Source organism: Cupriavidus sp. 10L45, from assembly GCF_056395225.1.
In genome coordinates, this window is sequence record NZ_JBFTJC010000007.1 from 284,955 (window position 1) to 302,881 (window position 17,927).

14 protein-coding genes are annotated in these 17,927 nt (G+C 64.8%); all 14 read left to right on the forward strand.

Going from position 1 to position 17,927, the window contains the following annotated elements; genetic code table 11:
* Positions 1 to 18: 18 nt before the first annotated feature.
* The 14 genes from ugpE (at position 19) to ccoG (ending at position 17,905) form a co-directional block, all read left to right on the forward strand.
* Positions 19 to 867, forward strand: a complete 849-nt coding sequence (ugpE, locus tag AC1DFU_RS15195) for a sn-glycerol-3-phosphate ABC transporter permease UgpE (protein WP_092289632.1) — start codon at positions 19 to 21, stop codon at positions 865 to 867.
* 27 nt (positions 868 to 894) lie between these two features.
* Positions 895 to 2,016 (forward strand): sn-glycerol-3-phosphate import ATP-binding protein UgpC, encoded by a 1,122-nt coding sequence (locus tag AC1DFU_RS15200; protein WP_092289630.1) that lies wholly within the window; start codon positions 895 to 897, stop codon positions 2,014 to 2,016.
* Entirely contained in the window at positions 2,013 to 2,786 is a 774-nt protein-coding gene (ugpQ, locus tag AC1DFU_RS15205; protein WP_092289628.1) for a glycerophosphodiester phosphodiesterase, read from the forward strand. Before AC1DFU_RS15200 ends, ugpQ begins: the two co-directional genes overlap by 4 nt.
* A 301-nt stretch (positions 2,787 to 3,087) precedes the next feature.
* Positions 3,088 to 5,940 carry a 2-oxoglutarate dehydrogenase E1 component gene (locus AC1DFU_RS15210; RefSeq protein ID WP_092289626.1) on the forward strand — a complete coding sequence of 951 codons (2,853 nt, stop codon included), beginning with the start codon at positions 3,088 to 3,090 and terminating at the stop codon, positions 5,938 to 5,940.
* Between the two features lie 87 nt (positions 5,941 to 6,027).
* Positions 6,028 to 7,284, forward strand: coding sequence for a 2-oxoglutarate dehydrogenase complex dihydrolipoyllysine-residue succinyltransferase (gene odhB / locus AC1DFU_RS15215; RefSeq protein ID WP_092289624.1), 1,257 nt, complete (start codon positions 6,028 to 6,030; stop codon positions 7,282 to 7,284).
* A gap of 93 nt (positions 7,285 to 7,377) precedes the next feature.
* The gene (gene lpdA, locus AC1DFU_RS15220; RefSeq protein WP_441593554.1) at positions 7,378 to 8,802 is read left to right on the forward strand and encodes a dihydrolipoyl dehydrogenase; all 1,425 of its coding nucleotides are present in this window, start codon (positions 7,378 to 7,380) and stop codon (positions 8,800 to 8,802) included.
* A 110-nt stretch (positions 8,803 to 8,912) separates the two neighbouring features.
* A complete protein-coding gene (gene zapE, locus AC1DFU_RS15225; protein ID WP_441593555.1) occupies positions 8,913 to 10,010 on the forward strand; it encodes a cell division protein ZapE in 1,098 nt (365 codons plus the stop codon).
* 245 nt (positions 10,011 to 10,255) lie between these two features.
* The gene (locus AC1DFU_RS15230) at positions 10,256 to 12,769 is read left to right on the forward strand and encodes a heavy metal translocating P-type ATPase (protein WP_441593556.1); all 2,514 of its coding nucleotides are present in this window, start codon (positions 10,256 to 10,258) and stop codon (positions 12,767 to 12,769) included.
* Positions 12,770 to 12,771: 2 nt separating this feature from the next.
* Entirely contained in the window at positions 12,772 to 12,918 is a 147-nt protein-coding gene (gene ccoS, locus AC1DFU_RS15235) for a cbb3-type cytochrome oxidase assembly protein CcoS (protein ID WP_092289615.1), read from the forward strand.
* Positions 12,919 to 13,076: 158 nt separating this feature from the next.
* Positions 13,077 to 14,537 carry a cytochrome-c oxidase, cbb3-type subunit I gene (ccoN, locus tag AC1DFU_RS15240; RefSeq protein WP_092289613.1) on the forward strand — a complete coding sequence of 487 codons (1,461 nt, stop codon included), beginning with the start codon at positions 13,077 to 13,079 and terminating at the stop codon, positions 14,535 to 14,537.
* Between the two features lie 18 nt (positions 14,538 to 14,555).
* Entirely contained in the window at positions 14,556 to 15,221 is a 666-nt protein-coding gene (gene ccoO, locus AC1DFU_RS15245; RefSeq protein WP_441593557.1) for a cytochrome-c oxidase, cbb3-type subunit II, read from the forward strand.
* 5 nt (positions 15,222 to 15,226) lie between these two features.
* Entirely contained in the window at positions 15,227 to 15,397 is a 171-nt protein-coding gene (locus tag AC1DFU_RS15250) for a cbb3-type cytochrome oxidase subunit 3 (RefSeq protein WP_092289610.1), read from the forward strand.
* On the forward strand, positions 15,394 to 16,308 hold the full coding sequence (gene ccoP, locus AC1DFU_RS15255) for a cytochrome-c oxidase, cbb3-type subunit III (RefSeq protein ID WP_092289608.1): 915 nt from the start codon (positions 15,394 to 15,396) through the stop codon (positions 16,306 to 16,308). The genes AC1DFU_RS15250 and ccoP overlap by 4 nt, the downstream gene beginning before the upstream one ends.
* Positions 16,309 to 16,363: 55 nt before the next feature.
* Positions 16,364 to 17,905, forward strand: coding sequence for a cytochrome c oxidase accessory protein CcoG (gene ccoG / locus AC1DFU_RS15260; RefSeq protein WP_441593558.1), 1,542 nt, complete (start codon positions 16,364 to 16,366; stop codon positions 17,903 to 17,905).
* Positions 17,906 to 17,927: the final 22 nt, after the last annotated feature.

Consider the following 17,927-nt stretch of genomic DNA (forward strand, 5'->3'; position numbering starts at 1 on the left):
CACGAAAGGCGCCCAAAAATGGTAGAACGTCGTCCAATTCTTGATGTCATCACCCACGTGGTGCTGATCCTCGGCATCATCGTCGTGGCGTTTCCGGTGTACCTGACCTTCGTGGCGTCCACGCTGACGGCCGAACAGGTGCTCGATTCGCCCATGACGCTGATCCCCGGCAGCCACATGGTTGAGAACTTTCGCACCGTGCTGTTCAAGGGCGTGGGGGAGGCCGCCTCGCCGGTCGCCACCATGATGAAGAACAGTCTGATCATGGCGCTGGGCATCGCGCTCGGGAAGATCGCGATCTCGATCATCTCGGCCTTCGCCATCGTTTATTTCCGATTTCCGCTGCGCAAGACCTTCTTCTGGCTCATCTTCATCACGCTGATGCTGCCTGTGGAAGTGCGGATCCTGCCGACCTACAAGGTGGTGTCGGACCTCGGCCTGCTGGACAGCTACTTCGGCCTGACCATTCCGATCATCGCATCGGCCACGGCCACGTTCCTGTTCCGCCAGTTCTTCCTGACCATTCCCGATGAACTGGCCGAGGCCGCGCGCATCGATGGCGCCGGTCCGCTGCGCTTCTTCTGGGACGTGGTGCTGCCGCTCTCGCGCACCAGCATCGCGGCGCTGTTCGTAATCCAGTTCATCTATGGCTGGAATCAGTACCTGTGGCCGCTGCTGATTACTACGCAAAAATCGATGACGCCGGTGGTGGTTGGCGTGACGCAGATGATTTCGCGCTCGGGCGATGCCGCGACGGACTGGAATCTCGTGATGGCCACTGTGATGCTGGCGATGATCCCGCCTGCCGTGGTGGTGGTGCTGATGCAGAGGTGGTTCGTCAAGGGCCTGGTCGAAACAGAAAAGTAAGCGAAACAAGCGGATTACGAGAAAGCCATGGCAAAACTGTCACTTCGCAACGTTCAGAAAACCTACGCCGGCGGCACGCAGGTCGTGCACGGCATCGACATGGAAATCGCCGACGGCGAGTTCATCGTCATCGTCGGCCCCTCGGGCTGCGGCAAGTCCACGCTGCTGCGCATGGTCGCCGGGCTGGAAACCGTTACCGGCGGCGAGATCCATATTGGCGACAAGGTAGTCAACGACTTCGAGCCGGCCGAGCGCGACATCGCGATGGTGTTCCAGAACTACGCGCTCTACCCGCACATGACCGTGTACGACAACATGGCCTACGGCCTGCGGATTCGCGGCATGTCCAAGGCCGAGATCGACCAGCGCGTGAAGCACGCGGCGGGCATCCTGGAGCTGGGCGCGCTGCTCGAACGCAAGCCGCGCGCGCTCTCGGGCGGTCAGCGCCAGCGCGTGGCGATGGGGCGCGCCATCGTGCGCGAGCCGGCCGTGTTCCTGTTCGACGAGCCGCTGTCCAACCTCGATGCCAAGCTGCGCGTGCAGATGCGGCTCGAGCTGAAGGACCTGCATCGCCGCCTGGGCACCACCAGCCTGTACGTCACCCATGATCAGGTCGAGGCCATGACGCTGGCCGACCGCATGATGGTGCTGAACGGAGGCCGGGTGGAGCAGATCGGTACGCCGCTCGAGGTCTACTCGCGTCCGGCCAGCACCTTCGTGGCCGGCTTTATCGGCTCGCCGCCGATGAACCTCGTGCCCGTGGTGCGTACCAACGCCGCCCAGGGCGAGGCGCAGATGCGCGTGGTGCCGAAGGCGAATGGTGCCGGCGAAGGGCAGGGTGCGCCGGCCACGCTCGGCCATCTGCCGATGGGCCTGCACCTGCCCGAGCAGGCGTTGATGGGGCTGCGCCCCGAGCATATCGAGCCGTGCGCGGCCCACGACGCCATCGCGCATGTCGATGTGCGCGTGGTCGAGGCGCTCGGCGCCGATTCATTCGCCTATGGTTCGCTGGGCGGCCAGTTGATCGTGGTCCGGCTGGACAGCCACATGCCAGTGCGTGCCGGTGACCGTCTGCCGATCACGGCTTCGGCTGATCATCTGCACTTCTTCGACGCGACGTCGGGCAAGCGTATCGAGGCACTGGCATGAGTGCGTCAATCGTCACGTTTCCTGTGGTCGATGCAGCCAACTGGCCGTATCCGCGCCATATCGCGCACCGGGGTGCCGGCAAGCTCGCACCCGAGAACACGCTGGCCGCGTTCCGGCACGGGGCGTCGTTCGGCTACCGGATGTTCGAGTTCGACGTGAAGTTGTCGGCCGACGGCAAGCCGGTGCTGATGCACGATGCCACGCTGGACCGCACCACGTCCGGCAAGGGCCGCGTCGACGCTATGACGCTGGGCGAACTGGCCGCGCTGGACGCCGGAAGCTGGCATAGCCCGGCCTATGCCGGCGAACCGGTGCCGACCCTGGCGACGATCGCCCGCTACACGCGCGCCAATGGCTTCCACGTCAATATCGAGATCAAGCCGGTGCCTGGCACGGAATGGCGGACCGGCGCAGCAGTGGCGATTGATGCGCTTTCGCTCTGGCAGGGCGCCGACGTGCCGCCGCTGCTTTCGTCGTTTTCCGAGGAGGCGCTCGACGCCGCCCGCCAAGTGGCGCCCGGCCTGCCGCGCGCGCTACTGCTCGACAAGCTGCCCGCCGACTGGCCCGAACGCCTGCGCCGGCTGGGCTGCGTAGCCTTGGACGCCAACCATCGCGAGCTGGACGCGGCCGTCATCGCCCGCGCCCATGCGGACGGTTTTCAAGTGTTGTGCTACACGGTGAACGACGCGTCCCGGGCCGCCGAGCTATTGTCCTGGGGGCTGGACGGACTGATCACGGACGCGGTCGATCGGATCGAGCCGGCCGCCTGATGGCGTAGCACCGATGTGTGGCGGCAACGGTCATGATTTTGCATCACGAAAAGTCCCCACTGTCGTTGGGCAAACGTGCTATGCTTTTGCGAGTGAAGACTAAGGTCCTTCCCCGCACAACTTGCCCTTTCGGGCTGTCGGTGAGACCCCAGACAGACGGCACCTTCGCGGTGCCGTTCGTTCAAGGTAGCGCTGTCTGGCTCCCAAGAGTTGTTTGCAATCCGCTAACCGGTCAAGCCGTGTCGCGGAAGGTTGATGAACCCGCTTAACTCCGGCATTCCCGGAGAATAGTGAGCGCCCCATGATGCAGCAGTATCAGAGCAATTCGTACCTCTTCGGCGGCAACGCCCCCTATGTGGAAGAGCTGTACGAGGCCTATCTCCAGAATCCCAGCTCGGTTCCCGACAACTGGCGCGCGTATTTCGACGCGATGCAGAATGTCCCGGCTGTGGATGGGTCCAACTCCCGCGATATCCCCCACGCACCGATCGTTGCCTCGTTCGCCGAGCGCGCCAAGCAGGGCCCCATCAAGACCATCGTTGCCTCGGCCGATTCCGACATGGGCCGCAAGCGCGTTGCTGCGACCCAGCTGATCGCTGCCTACCGCAACATCGGTACCCACTGGGCCGACCTCGATCCGCTGAAGCGCCAGGAGCGTCCGCCCCTGCCTGATCTGGATCCGGCGTTCTACGGTTTCTCCGAGGCCGACCTCGACATCGTCTTCAATGCCAGCAACACGTATTTCGGCAAGGAATCGATGAGCCTGCGCGAGTTGCTCAACAACCTCCGTGAGACCTACTGCGGCACCATCGGCGCCGAGTTCATGTACGTGAGCGACCAGGCGCAGAAGCGCTGGTGGCAGGAGCGCCTGGAAACCACGCGTTCCAAGCCCGTGTTCACGCTGGAAAAGAAGAAGCACATCCTGGACCGCCTGACCGCGTCCGAGGGCCTTGAGCGCTTCCTCCACACGAAGTACGTCGGCCAGAAGCGCTTCTCGCTCGAAGGCGGCGAGAGCTTTATCGCCGCGATGGACGAGCTGATCCAGCACTCCGGTTCGAAGGGTGTGCAGGAAATCGTGATCGGCATGGCCCACCGTGGCCGTCTGAACGTGCTGGTCAATACGCTGGGCAAGATGCCGGCCGACCTGTTCGCCGAATTCGAAGGCAAGCACGTCGATGACCTGCCCGCCGGCGACGTCAAGTACCACAAGGGCTTCTCGAGCGATGTCTCGACCGAAGGCGGCCCGGTTCACCTGTCGCTCGCGTTCAACCCGTCGCACCTGGAAATCGTCAACCCGGTGGTCGAGGGTTCGTCGAAGGCCCGCCAGGAACGCCGTGGCGAAGCCGGCCACAAGGAAGTGCTGCCGGTGCAGGTGCACGGCGACGCCGCCTTCGCTGGCCAGGGCGTGGTCATGGAGACGCTGAACCTGGCGCAGACCCGCGGCTACGGCACGGGCGGCACCATGCACATCGTCATCAACAACCAGATCGGCTTCACGACGTCTGACCCGCGCGACGCGCGTTCCACGCTGTACTGCACGGACGTGGTCAAGATGATCGAGGCTCCGGTGCTGCACGTGAACGGCGACGATCCCGAAGCCGTGGTGTACGCCATGCAACTGGCCACCGACTTCCGCATGGAATTCAAGAAGGATGTCGTGGTTGACATCATCTGCTTCCGGAAGCTGGGCCACAACGAGCAGGACACGCCGGCTGTAACGCAGCCGCTGATGTACAAGAAGATCTCGCAACACCCGGGCACGCGCAAGTTGTACGCCGACAAGCTGGCCGCGCAGAACCTGGTGCCCGCCGACTTTGGCGACCAGCTGGTCAAGGAATACCGTGCCGCGATGGACGCGGGCAAGCACACGGTGGACCCGGTCCTGTCGAACTTCAAGAACAAGTTCGCCGTGGACTGGATGCCGTTCCTGAACCGCAAGTGGACCGACGCAGCCGACACCGCCGTGCCGGTGACCGAGCTGAAGCGCCTGGCCGAGCGGATCACGACCATCCCCGAGCACCTGAAGCTGCACCCGCTGGTGGAAAAGGTCATTAAGGACCGCGCCAACATGGGCCGTGGCGACCAGCCTCTGGACTGGGGCATGGGCGAGCACCTGGCGTTCGCATCGCTGGTGGCCTCGGGCTACCCGGTGCGTATCACCGGCCAGGATGCTGGCCGTGGCACCTTCACCCACCGTCACTCGGTACTGCACGACCAGGGTCGCGAGCGCTGGGATGCCGGCAGCTACGTGCCGCTGCAGAACGTGTCCGAGAATCAGGCCCCGTTCACCGTGATCGACTCGGTGCTGTCCGAAGAAGCCGTGCTCGGCTTCGAATACGGCTACTCGACTGCGGAACCGAATGCGCTGGTGATCTGGGAAGCCCAGTTCGGCGACTTCGTGAATGGCGCCCAGGTGGTGATCGACCAGTTCATCTCGTCGGGTGAAGTGAAGTGGGGCCGCGCCTCGGGCCTGACGATGATGCTGCCGCACGGCTATGAGGGCCAGGGTCCGGAACACAGCTCGGCCCGTATCGAGCGTTTCCTGCAGCTCTGCGCAGACCACAACATTCAGGTTGTGCAGCCGACCACGCCGGCACAGATCTTCCACCTGCTGCGTCGCCAGATGATCCGGCTGTTCCGCAAGCCGCTGGTGATCATGACGCCGAAGTCGCTGCTGCGTAACAAGGATGCGGTGTCGCCGCTGTCCGACCTGGCCAAGGGTCACTTCGAGACGGTCATCCCCGATCACGAAGAACTGAACGCCAGCAAGGTCAAGCGCGTGATCATGTGCTCGGGCAAGGTCTACTACGACCTGGTCAACACCCGCAAGGAGCGTGGTGCCACCGACACGGCGATCATCCGCCTGGAACAGCTGTACCCGTTCCCGCACAAGGCTGTGGCCGCCGAGCTCAAGAAGTACCCGGGCGTGACCGAAATCCTGTGGTGCCAGGACGAGCCGCAGAACCAGGGTGCCTGGTTCTTCGTGCAGCACTACATCATGGAAAACATGACGGAAGGCCAGAAGCTCGGTTATGCCGGTCGTCCTGCCTCGGCTTCGCCGGCGGTGGGCTACTACGCAAAGCACAACGAGCAACAGAAGGCGCTGCTGGACGCTGCGTTCTCCAAGCTCAAGGGCTTTGTGCTGACCAAGTAATAAGACGGCCGGCCCGGCGCGCAGTGGTGCGCGCCGGGCTTCGGCCTGTTTGAACATACACGCATACATCGAGGAAAATTTCTCACCATGGCTATTGTTGACGTCAAGGTTCCGCAACTGTCTGAATCGGTCGCCGAAGCGACCATGCTGAACTGGAAGAAGAAGCCGGGCGAAGCTGTTGCCCAGGACGAGATCCTGATCGAGATCGAGACCGACAAGGTCGTGCTGGAAGTGCCGGCGCCCGCCGCCGGCGTGCTGTCGCAGATCATCAAGAACGACGGCGATACCGTCGTGGCCGATGAACTGATCGCCAAGATTGATACCGAAGCCACCGCTGGCGCCGCCGCTCCGGCTGCCGCCGCCCCGGCTCCGGCCGCTGCACCTGCCGCCGCCGCCCCGGCTCCCGCTGCCGCCACCGGCGCCAGCGGCATCGCCATGCCGTCGGCTGCCAAGCTGATGGCCGAAGGCGGCCTGTCCGCCGGTCAGGTTGCCGGCACTGGCAAGGATGGCCGCATCACCAAGGGTGACGTGCTGGCCGCCGGCTCGGCGCCCGCACCGGCCGCCAAGGCCGCCCCGGCACCGGCTCCGGCCAAGCCGGCCCTGCAGCAAGTGTCCGCCCAGGTGGACTTCGCCGCGCTGGGCGACCGCCCGGAAGAGCGCGTGCCGATGAGCCGCCTGCGCGCCCGTATCGCCGAGCGCCTGGTGCAGTCGCAGTCCACCAACGCCATCCTCACTACGTTCAACGAAGTGAACATGAAGCCGGTGATGGACCTGCGCAACAAGTACAAGGACCGCTTCGAGAAGGAGCACGGCGTGAAGCTGGGCTTCATGTCGTTCTTCGTCAAGGCTGCCGTGCACGCCCTGAAGAAGTACCCGATCATCAACGCCTCGGTGGATGGCAACGATATCGTCTACCACGGCTACTTCGACATCGGTATCGCGGTGGGTTCGCCGCGTGGCCTGGTGGTGCCGATCCTGCGCAACGCCGACCAGATGAGCCTGGCCGACATCGAGAAGAAGATCGCCGAGTTCGGCGCCAAGGCCCGTGACGGCAAGCTGTCGCTGGAAGAACTGACGGGCGGCACGTTCTCGATCTCGAACGGCGGTACGTTCGGTTCGATGCTGTCGACGCCGATTATCAACCCGCCGCAATCGGCCATCCTGGGCGTGCACGCCACCAAGGATCGTGCCGTGGTGGAAGACGGCCAGATCGTGATTCGCCCGATGAACTACCTGGCCATGTCCTACGACCACCGGATCATCGATGGTCGCGAGGCTGTGCTGGGCCTGGTGGCGATGAAGGAAGCGCTGGAAGATCCGGCCCGCCTGCTGCTGGACCTGTAAGCGTCCGTCTCCTCCCTCTGAATTGAAGGACACCCGCTCCCCGCCGCCCGTTGAATCGGGCGCGTGGGAGCAGGCCGTCCAGAAGGAAACTCCATGAGCAAACAATTCGACGTGCTGGTGATCGGCGCCGGCCCCGGCGGCTATATCGCCGCCATCCGCGCAGCCCAGCTGGGCCTGAACGTGGCCTGCTGCGAAGGCAACGCCTATGACGACCCCAAGGGCGAGCCGCGCCTGGGCGGCACCTGCCTGAACGTGGGCTGCATCCCCTCCAAGGCATTGCTGGCTTCCTCGGAAGAGTTCGAGAACGCCTCGCACCACCTAGCCGACCACGGCATCACCGTGGGTGACGTCAAGGTGGACGTGCCCAAGATGCTCAAGCGCAAGGACGACATCGTCGGCAAGATGACCAAGGGCATCGAGTTCCTGTTCCGCAAGAACAAGGTGACGCTGCTCAAGGGCTACGGCAAGTTCGCCGGCAAGGCTGCCGAGGGCTTCCAGGTGGAAGTGGCCGGTGAGGTCGTGACCGCGAAGCAGGTCATCATCGCTACCGGTTCGAAGGCCCGTCACCTGCCGGGCATCACCGTGGACAACAACCTCGTCAGCGATAACGAGGGCGCGCTGAAGTTCCCGACCGTGCCGAAGAAGCTGGGCGTGATCGGCGCCGGCGTGATCGGCCTGGAACTGGGCTCGGTGTGGCGCCGCCTCGGTGCCGAAGTGACCGTGCTGGAAGCGCTGCCTGCGTTCCTGGGCGCTGCCGATGAAGGCGTGGCCAAGGAAGCGCAGAAGCTGCTGACCAAGCAGGGCCTGCAGTTCAGCCTCGGCGTGAAGGTCAACCAGGTCAAGACCGGCAAGGACAGCGTCACCGTCAGCTATGACGACAAGGACGGCAAGGCCCAGACGCTGGAAGTGGACCGCCTGATCGTGTCCGTCGGCCGCGTGCCGAACACCGACAACCTGAACCTGGAAGCGGTGGGCCTGGGCGCGGACGCGCGCGGCTTCATCGAGGTGGACGACCACTGCCAGACCAAGGTGCCGGGCCTGTGGGCCATCGGCGACGTGGTGCGTGGTCCGATGCTCGCCCATAAGGCGGAAGACGAAGGCGTGGCCGTGGCCGAGCGCATCGTCGGCCAGAAGCCGCACATCGACTTCAACACGGTTCCTTGGGTGATCTACACCTTCCCGGAAATCGCGTGGGTCGGCAAGACCGAGCAGCAGCTGAAGGCCGAAGGCCGCCAGTACAAATCGGGCCAGTTCCCGTTCATGGCCAACGGCCGTGCGCTGGGCATGGGCGCCTCGGACGGCTTCGTCAAGATGCTGGCCGATGCCAAGACCGACGAGATCCTGGGCGTGCACATCGTGGCCGCCAACGCGTCGGACCTGATCGCCGAAGCCGTCGTGGCGATGGAGTTCAAGGCCGCCAGCGAGGATATCGGTCGCGTCTGCCATCCGCACCCGTCGATGTCCGAAGTCATGCGCGAAGCCGCGCTGGCCGTGGACAAGCGCCAGCTCAACATGTAAGGCTGATGCCTGCCATTGCGTGAGCACCGGCGCGCCGCAACCAGCGGCGCGCCGTTTTCACTTGCAGCGCCCGCGCATCTTGCGCCGGACGCCCCCAGCGTGAACCCAGCATGAACGTCACCGAGTTTTACGAGAAAGAACTGCAACAGCGCGGCTACCAGTCGGACGAGGCGCAACTGCGCGCCGTGGCACGGCTGCAGCAGTGCTACGACGAATGGGTGGCCTACAAGAACCGGCGCAACAACGCGCTGAAGAAGCTTCTGGTGCACCCCGATGTGCCCAAGGGCGTCTACCTGTGGGGTGGAGTGGGGCGCGGCAAGTCGTTCCTGATGGACAGCTTCTACTCTTGCGTGCCCGTGGTGCGGAAGACGCGGCTCCATTTCCACGAGTTCATGCGCGAAGTGCATCGCCAGTTGGAGGAATTGCGAGGTCGGCCCGACCCCCTCGACGAACTGGCCAAGCGCATCGCGCGCAAATACCGGCTGATCTGCTTCGACGAATTCCACGTCAGCGACGTGGCGGACGCCATGATGCTGCACCGCCTGCTGGACCAGATGTTCGCGAATGGCGTGCAATTCGTGATGACGTCGAACTATCGCCCGGACCTGCTGTACCCGGATGGTCTGCACCGCGAACGCGTGCTGCCCGCGATCGACCTCCTCCAGGAGAAGCTCGACGTGCTCAACGTGGACGCGGGTATCGACTACCGCAAGCGCGCCCTGGAGCAGGTCGAGGCGTACCACACGCCGCTGAACCGCGAGGCCAGCGCGGCGCTGCGCGATGCCTTCGTGGGTATCGCCGGCACGGCCGACGAATCGCCGATCCTCCATATCGAGCACCGTGAACTCAAGGCGCTGCGTAAGGCGAACGGTGTGGTCTGGTTCGACTTCGCCACGCTCTGCGGCGGCCCGCGCTCGCAAAACGACTATCTGGAGCTGGCGTCGCAGTTCCATACGGTGATCCTGTCGGATGTGCCGAAGATGACGCCGCGGATGTCGTCGGAGGCGCGCCGCTTCACCTGGCTGATCGACGTGTTCTACGACCACAAGGTCAAGCTGCTGATGTCCGCCGAGGTGCCTGCCGACGAGTTGTATACCGAAGGGCAGATGGCTGGCGAGTTCCATCGCACGGTGTCGCGGATCATCGAAATGCAGTCACGGGAGTACCTGGAGTCCGAGCGACGGACCATGGATACCTCGCTGACCTGAGCGGGCTGGAAGCTGTTGTCGGACTGGTACGAATCCGACCTATTTGATCTGCATCAAGGCGTATGGTGTGCGTGCTACCTACTATCCGTGGGTATTAAAAGCGCGCCATGCCGTCCCCGTCCCTACCTACCCCATCGCTCGCACCAGCCGGCGGCCCCCTTGGGGTGCTGCCAGCGACAACGACGACCTTACCGCCCCCATCCGCCGCCCGGCGCGCGATTCCCGCGACGCCTGCGGCCCCCACGATGGCGGGCGCTTCGCCATCCCCATCGACTTCCACGCACGTAGACGGCCATTGCTTTCACTGCGGCCAGCCGCTGACGCCAGCGGAGCCGGTATTCATTGCCGATGTCGAAGGCAGCGCGCGCAGTTTCTGCTGCGGCGGCTGCCAGACGCTGGCGCAGATGCTCCACGCGGCCGGTTTCGGCCATCTGTATGGCGATACCTCTCGCTTCGCGCGTCCTATCGACGACGCCGCGCGCCGGGAAGCCGAGCCGGTCTGGGCTGCCTACGACACGCCCGAGCTGCGCCAGCAGTTCGTCCGCCCGCTAGGCGATGGCAAGGCTGAGGTCACTCTGGCGCCGGAAGGTATCCGCTGCGCTGCCTGCGCGTGGCTGATCGAGCAGCGCCTGGGCCAGCTGCCGGGTGTGGAACTGGCGGTGGCCAACGTGGCAACGCGCCGCGTGGTGGTGCGCTGGCGGGAATCGCGACAAACCGTGTCAGCCTTGCTCGGCGCCCTAGCGGACATCGGCTATATGGCGTGGCCATTCGAGGTGTCCCGCAGCGACCGCCAGGACCGCCGCGAACGGCGCGGGCTGCTGATGCGGATGGCCGTGGCGATGCTCGGCATGATGCAGGTCATGATGTACGCGTGGCCGATCTACACCCATGAAGCCACGATCGATGCTGGCCAGTTGCAACTGATGCGCTGGGCCAGCTTCGCGCTGACGCTTCCGGTCGTCTTTTATTCTGCCTCCCCGATTTTCACCGGCGCCTGGCGCAGCCTGCGCCAGCGCGCGATGGGCATGGACGTGCCCGTGGCCATCGGCGTGGCCGCCGGCTTTCTGGCCAGCGCAGCCGCCACGGTGCGCGGCGTGGGTGAGGTCTACTTCGATTCCGTGACGATGTTCGTGGCCTTCCTGCTGCTGGCCCGCTATCTGGAACTGCGCGTGCGTCAGGCGTCCCGAAGCGGCGCCGAGATGCTCGCGCGTCAGCTTCCGGCCACCTGCGAGCGCCTGACGGAGGGCGGCACCGCCGAGCGCGTGCCGGTGGCCCGCCTCGGCGCGGGCGACCGTATCCGGGTCAAGGCCGGTGAAATCATGCCCGTGGACGGCGTGGTGCTGGCTGGCATCAGCGAACTCGACGAATCGATGCTGACCGGCGAGGCACGACCGGTGCGGCGGGGTATCGGCGATGCGGTACTCGCCGGGTGTTTCAACACGGCCAGCCCGCTCGAGGTGCGCGTCGGGCGCATCGGCGCCAATACGCGGCTGGCCGAGATCGTGGCGGTGCTGGACCGTGCCCTTGCGGAAAAGCCACGACTGGCGATGCTGGCCGACCGCGTCGCAGGCTGGTTTGTCGGCGCGCTGCTTGGGATGGCGGCGGTCACCGGTATCGTCTGGGCCGTCTGGATCGATCCGTCGCGCGCGTTGTTGGTGACGGTGGCGGTGCTCGTGGTGAGCTGTCCCTGCGCGCTGTCGCTGGCTACGCCTGCGGCGCTGGCGGCCGCCGGTGCGGCACTGTCGCGGCGCGGGGTGCTGCTGACGCGGTCTCACGCCATCGAAACCCTCGCGCGCGTCACCGACATCGTGCTCGACAAGACCGGCACGCTGACCGAGGGGCGCTTCGCGGTGGTACTGACCGAAGCCACAGGCCGCCTCGAAGCGGACATCTGCCTGGCGATTGCCGCGGCGATGGAGCAGGGCGGCGAGCATCCGATAGCCCGGGCGTTCCTCGATGCCCGCGCACCATCGACCGGGCGGGAGCAGCCCTCGGTGGACGATCTGTGCAATGTGCCGGGGCAGGGAGTCGAAGCCTGTGTCGACGGGCGGCGCGTGCGGCTTGGCCGGCGCGACTTCGCGGCGGCGTTGGCGCTGGAGGCGGGCGTCTGGGTCGGCGATGACGCGGCCATCGGCGCCTCTGGCAACGCCCATCGCGGCGCTACCGAGGTCTGGTTGGGCGCTGCCGAGGGCCTGCTGGCACGGTTTTTCCTGTCCGATATTGCACGCCCGCAGACGCCGGCGCTGATCGACGCGCTCGACCTGCTTGGCATTCGTACTCATCTGATTTCTGGCGACAACGTCGAAGCGGTGCGCTGGTGGGCCGACCATTTCGGCATGGAAACCGCCCATGGCGCCGTGACGCCCGAGGGCAAACGCGCCTATGTGGCCGCGCTGCAAGAGCAGGGCGCTGTGGTGCTGGCCGTGGGCGACGGCATCAATGACGCGCCGGTGCTGGCCCAGGCACAGGTCTCCATCGCAATCGGGAGCGGCGCACCGCTGGCCCAGGCAGGCGCCGACGCGGTCCTCACGCATGGCGGCGTGGCCGAGATTGCCAACACCATCGCCGCCGCGCGCCGTACGCGCCGCGTGGTGCGGCAGAACCTCGGCTGGGCCTTCTTCTACAACATTGTGGCCATTCCGCTGGCCGCCACAGGGCTGGTCACGGCCTGGATGGCAGGCATCGGCATGTCCGTGTCGTCGCTGCTTGTGGTGGCCAATGCCTGGCGCCTGCTGCGTGCACCGAACAAGGAGCGCTGACCATGGAAACCCTTTACCTGCTCGTGCCAATGAGCCTGGTGCTCGTGGCGCTGATCGCTGGCGCGCTCTGGTGGGCGCTCAACGCGGGCCAGTACGACGACCTCGACCGACCCGGCGAAGCCATCCTGCTCGATAACGACAAGCCATGAATTGCAAGCTTTTTACGAGCCCGAGTGGCGCGCGGCAGCAACAGTTCCCTTCGTTGAATTGCGACTTGACCGGGATCAACGCGCGGGCGGCGGCGACTTTCTAAAGTCACACCAACACTAGGGTTAAACGATCTTTACTTCTGTATTTGGGGGTCTGAATGGATGTCTCTACCGCGTCTCCACGCGTCGACACCTTTAACTACGGCGTCGTACGGCAGTTTGCCGTGATGACCGTGGTTTGGGGGATCGTCGGCATGGCCGTCGGCGTTCTGTTGGCGGCGCAACTGATCTGGCCAGATCTCAATTTCAATACCCCGTGGCTGTCCTTCGGGCGCCTGCGTCCGCTGCACACCAACGCGGTGATCTTCGCCTTCGGCGGCAGCGCGCTGTTCGCCACGTCGTACTACGTGGTGCAGCGCACCTGCCAGGCGCGCCTGTTCTGCGGGCCGCTGGCAGCGTTCACGTTCTGGGGCTGGCAGATCGTCATCGTGGCGGCTGCCATCACGCTACCGCTCGGCATCACGACTTCCAAGGAATATGCGGAACTCGAATGGCCAATCGACATCCTGATTACGCTGGTCTGGGTCGCCTACGCGGTGGTGTTCTTCGGCACCATCATCAAGCGCAAGACGCGCCATATCTACGTGGCCAACTGGTTCTTCGGCGCGTACATCCTGACCATCGCCATCCTGCATATCGTGAACAACATCGAGATGCCGGCGTCGATGTGGAAGTCGTATTCCGCCTATGCGGGCGTGCAGGACGCGATGATCCAGTGGTGGTACGGCCATAACGCCGTGGGCTTCTTCCTGACCACCAGCTTCCTCGGGATGATGTACTACTTCATCCCGAAGCAGGCCGGACGGCCGATCTACTCGTACCGGCTCTCCATCGTCCACTTCTGGGCGCTGAACTTCACCTATATGTGGGCCGGCCCCCACCATCTGCAATACACCGCGCTGCCGGACTGGGCGCAGTCGCTCGGCATGGCGTTTTCGCTGATCCTGCTCGCGCCGTCCTGGGGCGGGATGATCAACGGGATCATGACCATGTCCGGCGCCTGGCACAAGCTTCGCACGGACCCGATCCTCAAGTTCATGGTGGTTGCGCTGTCGTTCTACGGCATGGCCACGTTTGAAGGATCGATGATGTCCATCAAGACCGTGAATGCGCTGTCGCACTACACGGACTGGACGATCGGCCATGTCCACTCGGGCGCGCTCGGCTGGGTCGCGATGATCTCGATCGGCTCGCTGTACTACCTGATTCCACGCCTGTTCGGGCAAAAGGAGATGTTCAGCGTCAAGCTGATCGAGTGGCACTTCTGGATCGCGACGATCGGCGTGGTGCTCTACATCGCCTCGATGTGGATCGCCGGCGTGATGGAAGGGCTGATGTGGCGCGCCACGCAGCCGGACGGCACGCTGACCTACGCGTTCGTCGAAGCGGTCAAGGCGAAGTATCCGTTCTACCTGATCCGCCTGCTCGGTGGCCTGTGTTTCCTGACCGGCATGCTGGTCATGGCCTACAACGTGGTGCGCACGATCGCCGGCAAGACGGCCACGGACGCGCCGATCCCGGCCAGCCTGCCGGCTTCCGCCCAGGCTCCCGCACACTGACCGCCGAGGATTGCTGAGATGTCACAAAAACAAGGATTCTTCACCCACGAAACACTGGAAAAGAACGTTGGCTGGCTGATCATCGCCACGATCATCGTGGTGAGCATTGCGGGTCTGGTGCAGATCGTGCCGCTGTTCTTCCAGCATTCCACGACCAAGCCCGACGCGGGCATCGTGCCCTACACGCCGCTGCGCCTGATGGGCCGCGATATCTATATCCGCGAAGGCTGCGTCGGCTGCCATTCGCAGCAGGTGCGCACGCTGCAGGCCGAGACGGAGCGCTATGGCCATTTCTCGACGGCCGGCGAGTCGGTGTATGACCATCCGTTCCTGTGGGGTTCCAAGCGTACCGGTCCAGACCTCGCCCGCGTGGGCGGCCGGTATTCGGATGACTGGCAGCGCATCCACCTGCGCAATCCGCGCGATGTGGTGCCGGAATCGGTGATGCCGTCGTATCCGTGGCTCGAGAGGACCGCGCTGCCGACGGGCGATATCCAGGGCCGGATGCGCGCCCTGAAGCGGTTGGGTGTGCCGTACACCGAGGAGCAAATCGCCCATGCCCCTGAGGAACTCGCCGGCAAGACCGAAGAGGACGCGATGGTGGCCTACCTGCAAGGCCTCGGCCTGAACCGCCGCAACGTGCGCCTGGACGCCGCCACGGCGGCCGCGGCACCGAAGGAGTAACCGCCATGGCCATCCTGACCTCCGCTGCCACCGTGCTGTCGATGCTGGCCTTCCTCGCCATCTGCTGGTGGGCCTGGTCGTCGCGGCGCCAGGCCGCCAACGAGGAGTCAGCCATGCTGCCCTTCGCGTTGCCCGACGAGACCACGATAACGACAAGCCGGAACCCACAGTCATGAGCGATTTCTTTTCCGATTACTGGAGTTACTACATTACGGCCATCTCGCTGGTCGGCATCGCGTGGTGCGTGTGGCTGCTGTTCTCGCAGCGCCGGGCGCCAAAAAGCCAGGGTGCGACCGAGGATACCGGCCATGTCTGGGATGGTGACCTGCGCGAGTTGAACAACCCGCTGCCGCGCTGGTGGATGTGGATGTTCCTGCTGGCCTGCATCTTCAGCGTGTGCTACCTGGTGCTGTATCCGGGCCTGGGTTCCTACGCCGGCGTGCTGGGGTTCTCCTCGCAGGGCGAACTGGCGGCGCATCGACAGGCCGCCGAGAAGATGCAGAACGAGATCTACGGGAAGTACATGTCGATGGACGTGACGAAGGTCGCCGCCGATCCCGACGCCCGTGAAATTGGCCAGCGCCTGTTCCTGAACTACTGCGCGCAGTGCCATGGCTCCGACGCGCGCGGCAGCCGCGGCTTTCCGAACCTGGCCGACAACGACTGGCTCTATGGCGGCGACCCCGAAACGATCCGTCAGACGATCACCAAGGGTCGCAACGGCATGATGCCGCCGTTCGCGGGCGTCATCGACGCCAAGCTCGCCGGGGACACGGCCCAGTATGTGCGCTCGCTGTCGGGCCTGGCGTCTGACCCGATCCGCGCGTCGCGGGGCGAGGGCACCTTCAAGACCACGTGTGCGGCCTGCCATGGGGCCAGCGGCAAGGGCAACCAGGCGCTCGGCGCGCCGAACCTGTCGGACAGCGTCTGGCTCTACGGCAGTTCGGAAAATGCCATCGTCGAGGCGATCCAGAAGGGTCATAACGGGCACATGCCCGCGCATGAGGAAATCCTGACGCCCGAGCGCATCCGCATGCTGACCGCCTACGTGTGGGGTCTCTCCAATACAGGAGCGGCCGGACAATGATCAACAGCCCCCGGGCAGGGCGGCCAGCCGCCTGCCGGGGCGCGAGGAACACAAGATGAACGCGCCCCCCAATGCTGCACAGCCCGTAGCGGACGACCCCGCTACGTCGGAGCCCTCACGGCCCGACGACAGCCCGCCATGGCGCCCGGCTGCCACGCCGCTATCCGGGCAATCTGCCCAATCGGCTGAATCTTCGGAAGAAACACTCTACGAGGTCCGGCGCAAGATCTATCCGCGCTCGGTCACGGGCGCCTTCTCGAGCTGGCGCGTCTGGCTCGTCATCCTCACCCAGCTGGTCTACTACGGCGCCCCGTGGCTGCAATGGAACGACCGCCAGGCGGTGCTGTTTGACCTCGGCGCGCGCAAGTTCTATATCTTCGGCCTCGTGCTGTGGCCGCAGGACGTGATCTACCTCGCGGTCCTGCTTGTCATCTCGGCGCTCGCCCTGTTCCTGTTCACCGCCATCGCGGGCCGGCTGTTCTGTGGCTACGCGTGTCCACAGACCGTCTACACAGAAATCTTCATGTGGATCGAGCGACGCGTGGAAGGCGATCGCATCGCCCGCATCCGGCTGGACGGCGACCCGTGGAGCCTGCGCAAGCTGCGGCTCAAGGCGACCAAGCACACGCTCTGGGTGGTGATCGCCCTGTGGACCGGCTTCACGTTCGTCGGCTATTTCTCGCCGATCCGCGAGCTGGGCGGGCAGGTGATCGACCTCTCGCTGGGGCCGTGGCAGTCGTTCTGGATGCTGTTCTATGCCTTCGCCACCTGGGGCAACGCCGGCTTCATGCGCGAGCAGGTGTGCAAGTACATGTGCCCATATGCGCGTTTCCAGAGCGTGATGGTCGACCGCGATACCTTCGTGGTGACCTATGACGTAGGCCGTGGCGAGCCGCGCGGCAGCCGCTCGCGCAAGACGGACCGGCACACCGCCGGCATTGGCGATTGCGTCAATTGCAGCATCTGCGTGCAGGTCTGCCCGACCGGGATCGACATCCGTGACGGATTGCAATACGAGTGCATTGGCTGCGGTGCCTGCATCGACGCCTGTAACCAGGTCATGGACAAGATGGCCTATCCGCGTGGCCTGATCCGCTACACCTCTGAGAACGCGATGCGCAAGGGCCTGTCGGCAGTCGCCGCGCGCAAGCGCTTGTTCCGCACGCGGACGATTGTCTACGCGGTGATCTGGTCGGCGCTGGTGGGGGGCTTCATCGGGTCGCTGGCGATGCGCACGCCGCTCAAGGTCGATGTCATCCGCGACCGTGGCGCGTTGGGCCGCGAGGTCGAAGGTCGCTGGATCGAGAACGTGTACCGGCTGCAACTGATCAATACGACCGAGACGCCGATGCGCGTCCGGGTACAGGCGACGAGCGCGGAGCTGCAAGGGTTGACCATCGAGTATGACAAGTCGGCAGAAACGCTGCCGCCTACGTCGAACCGGCTGTTGCCGGTGCGGATCCGTATCCCGCTCGACCACGCGCCGCAGGGCACGCACAAGATCCGTATCACGGTCACGGGGGAGGGTATGGACGACGCACGCGGACGCGCGCAGATCCAGGAAGCGACCAGTTTCATCGTGCCGCGCGGCCTGTAGGACAGGTCATTCAGGAAATATT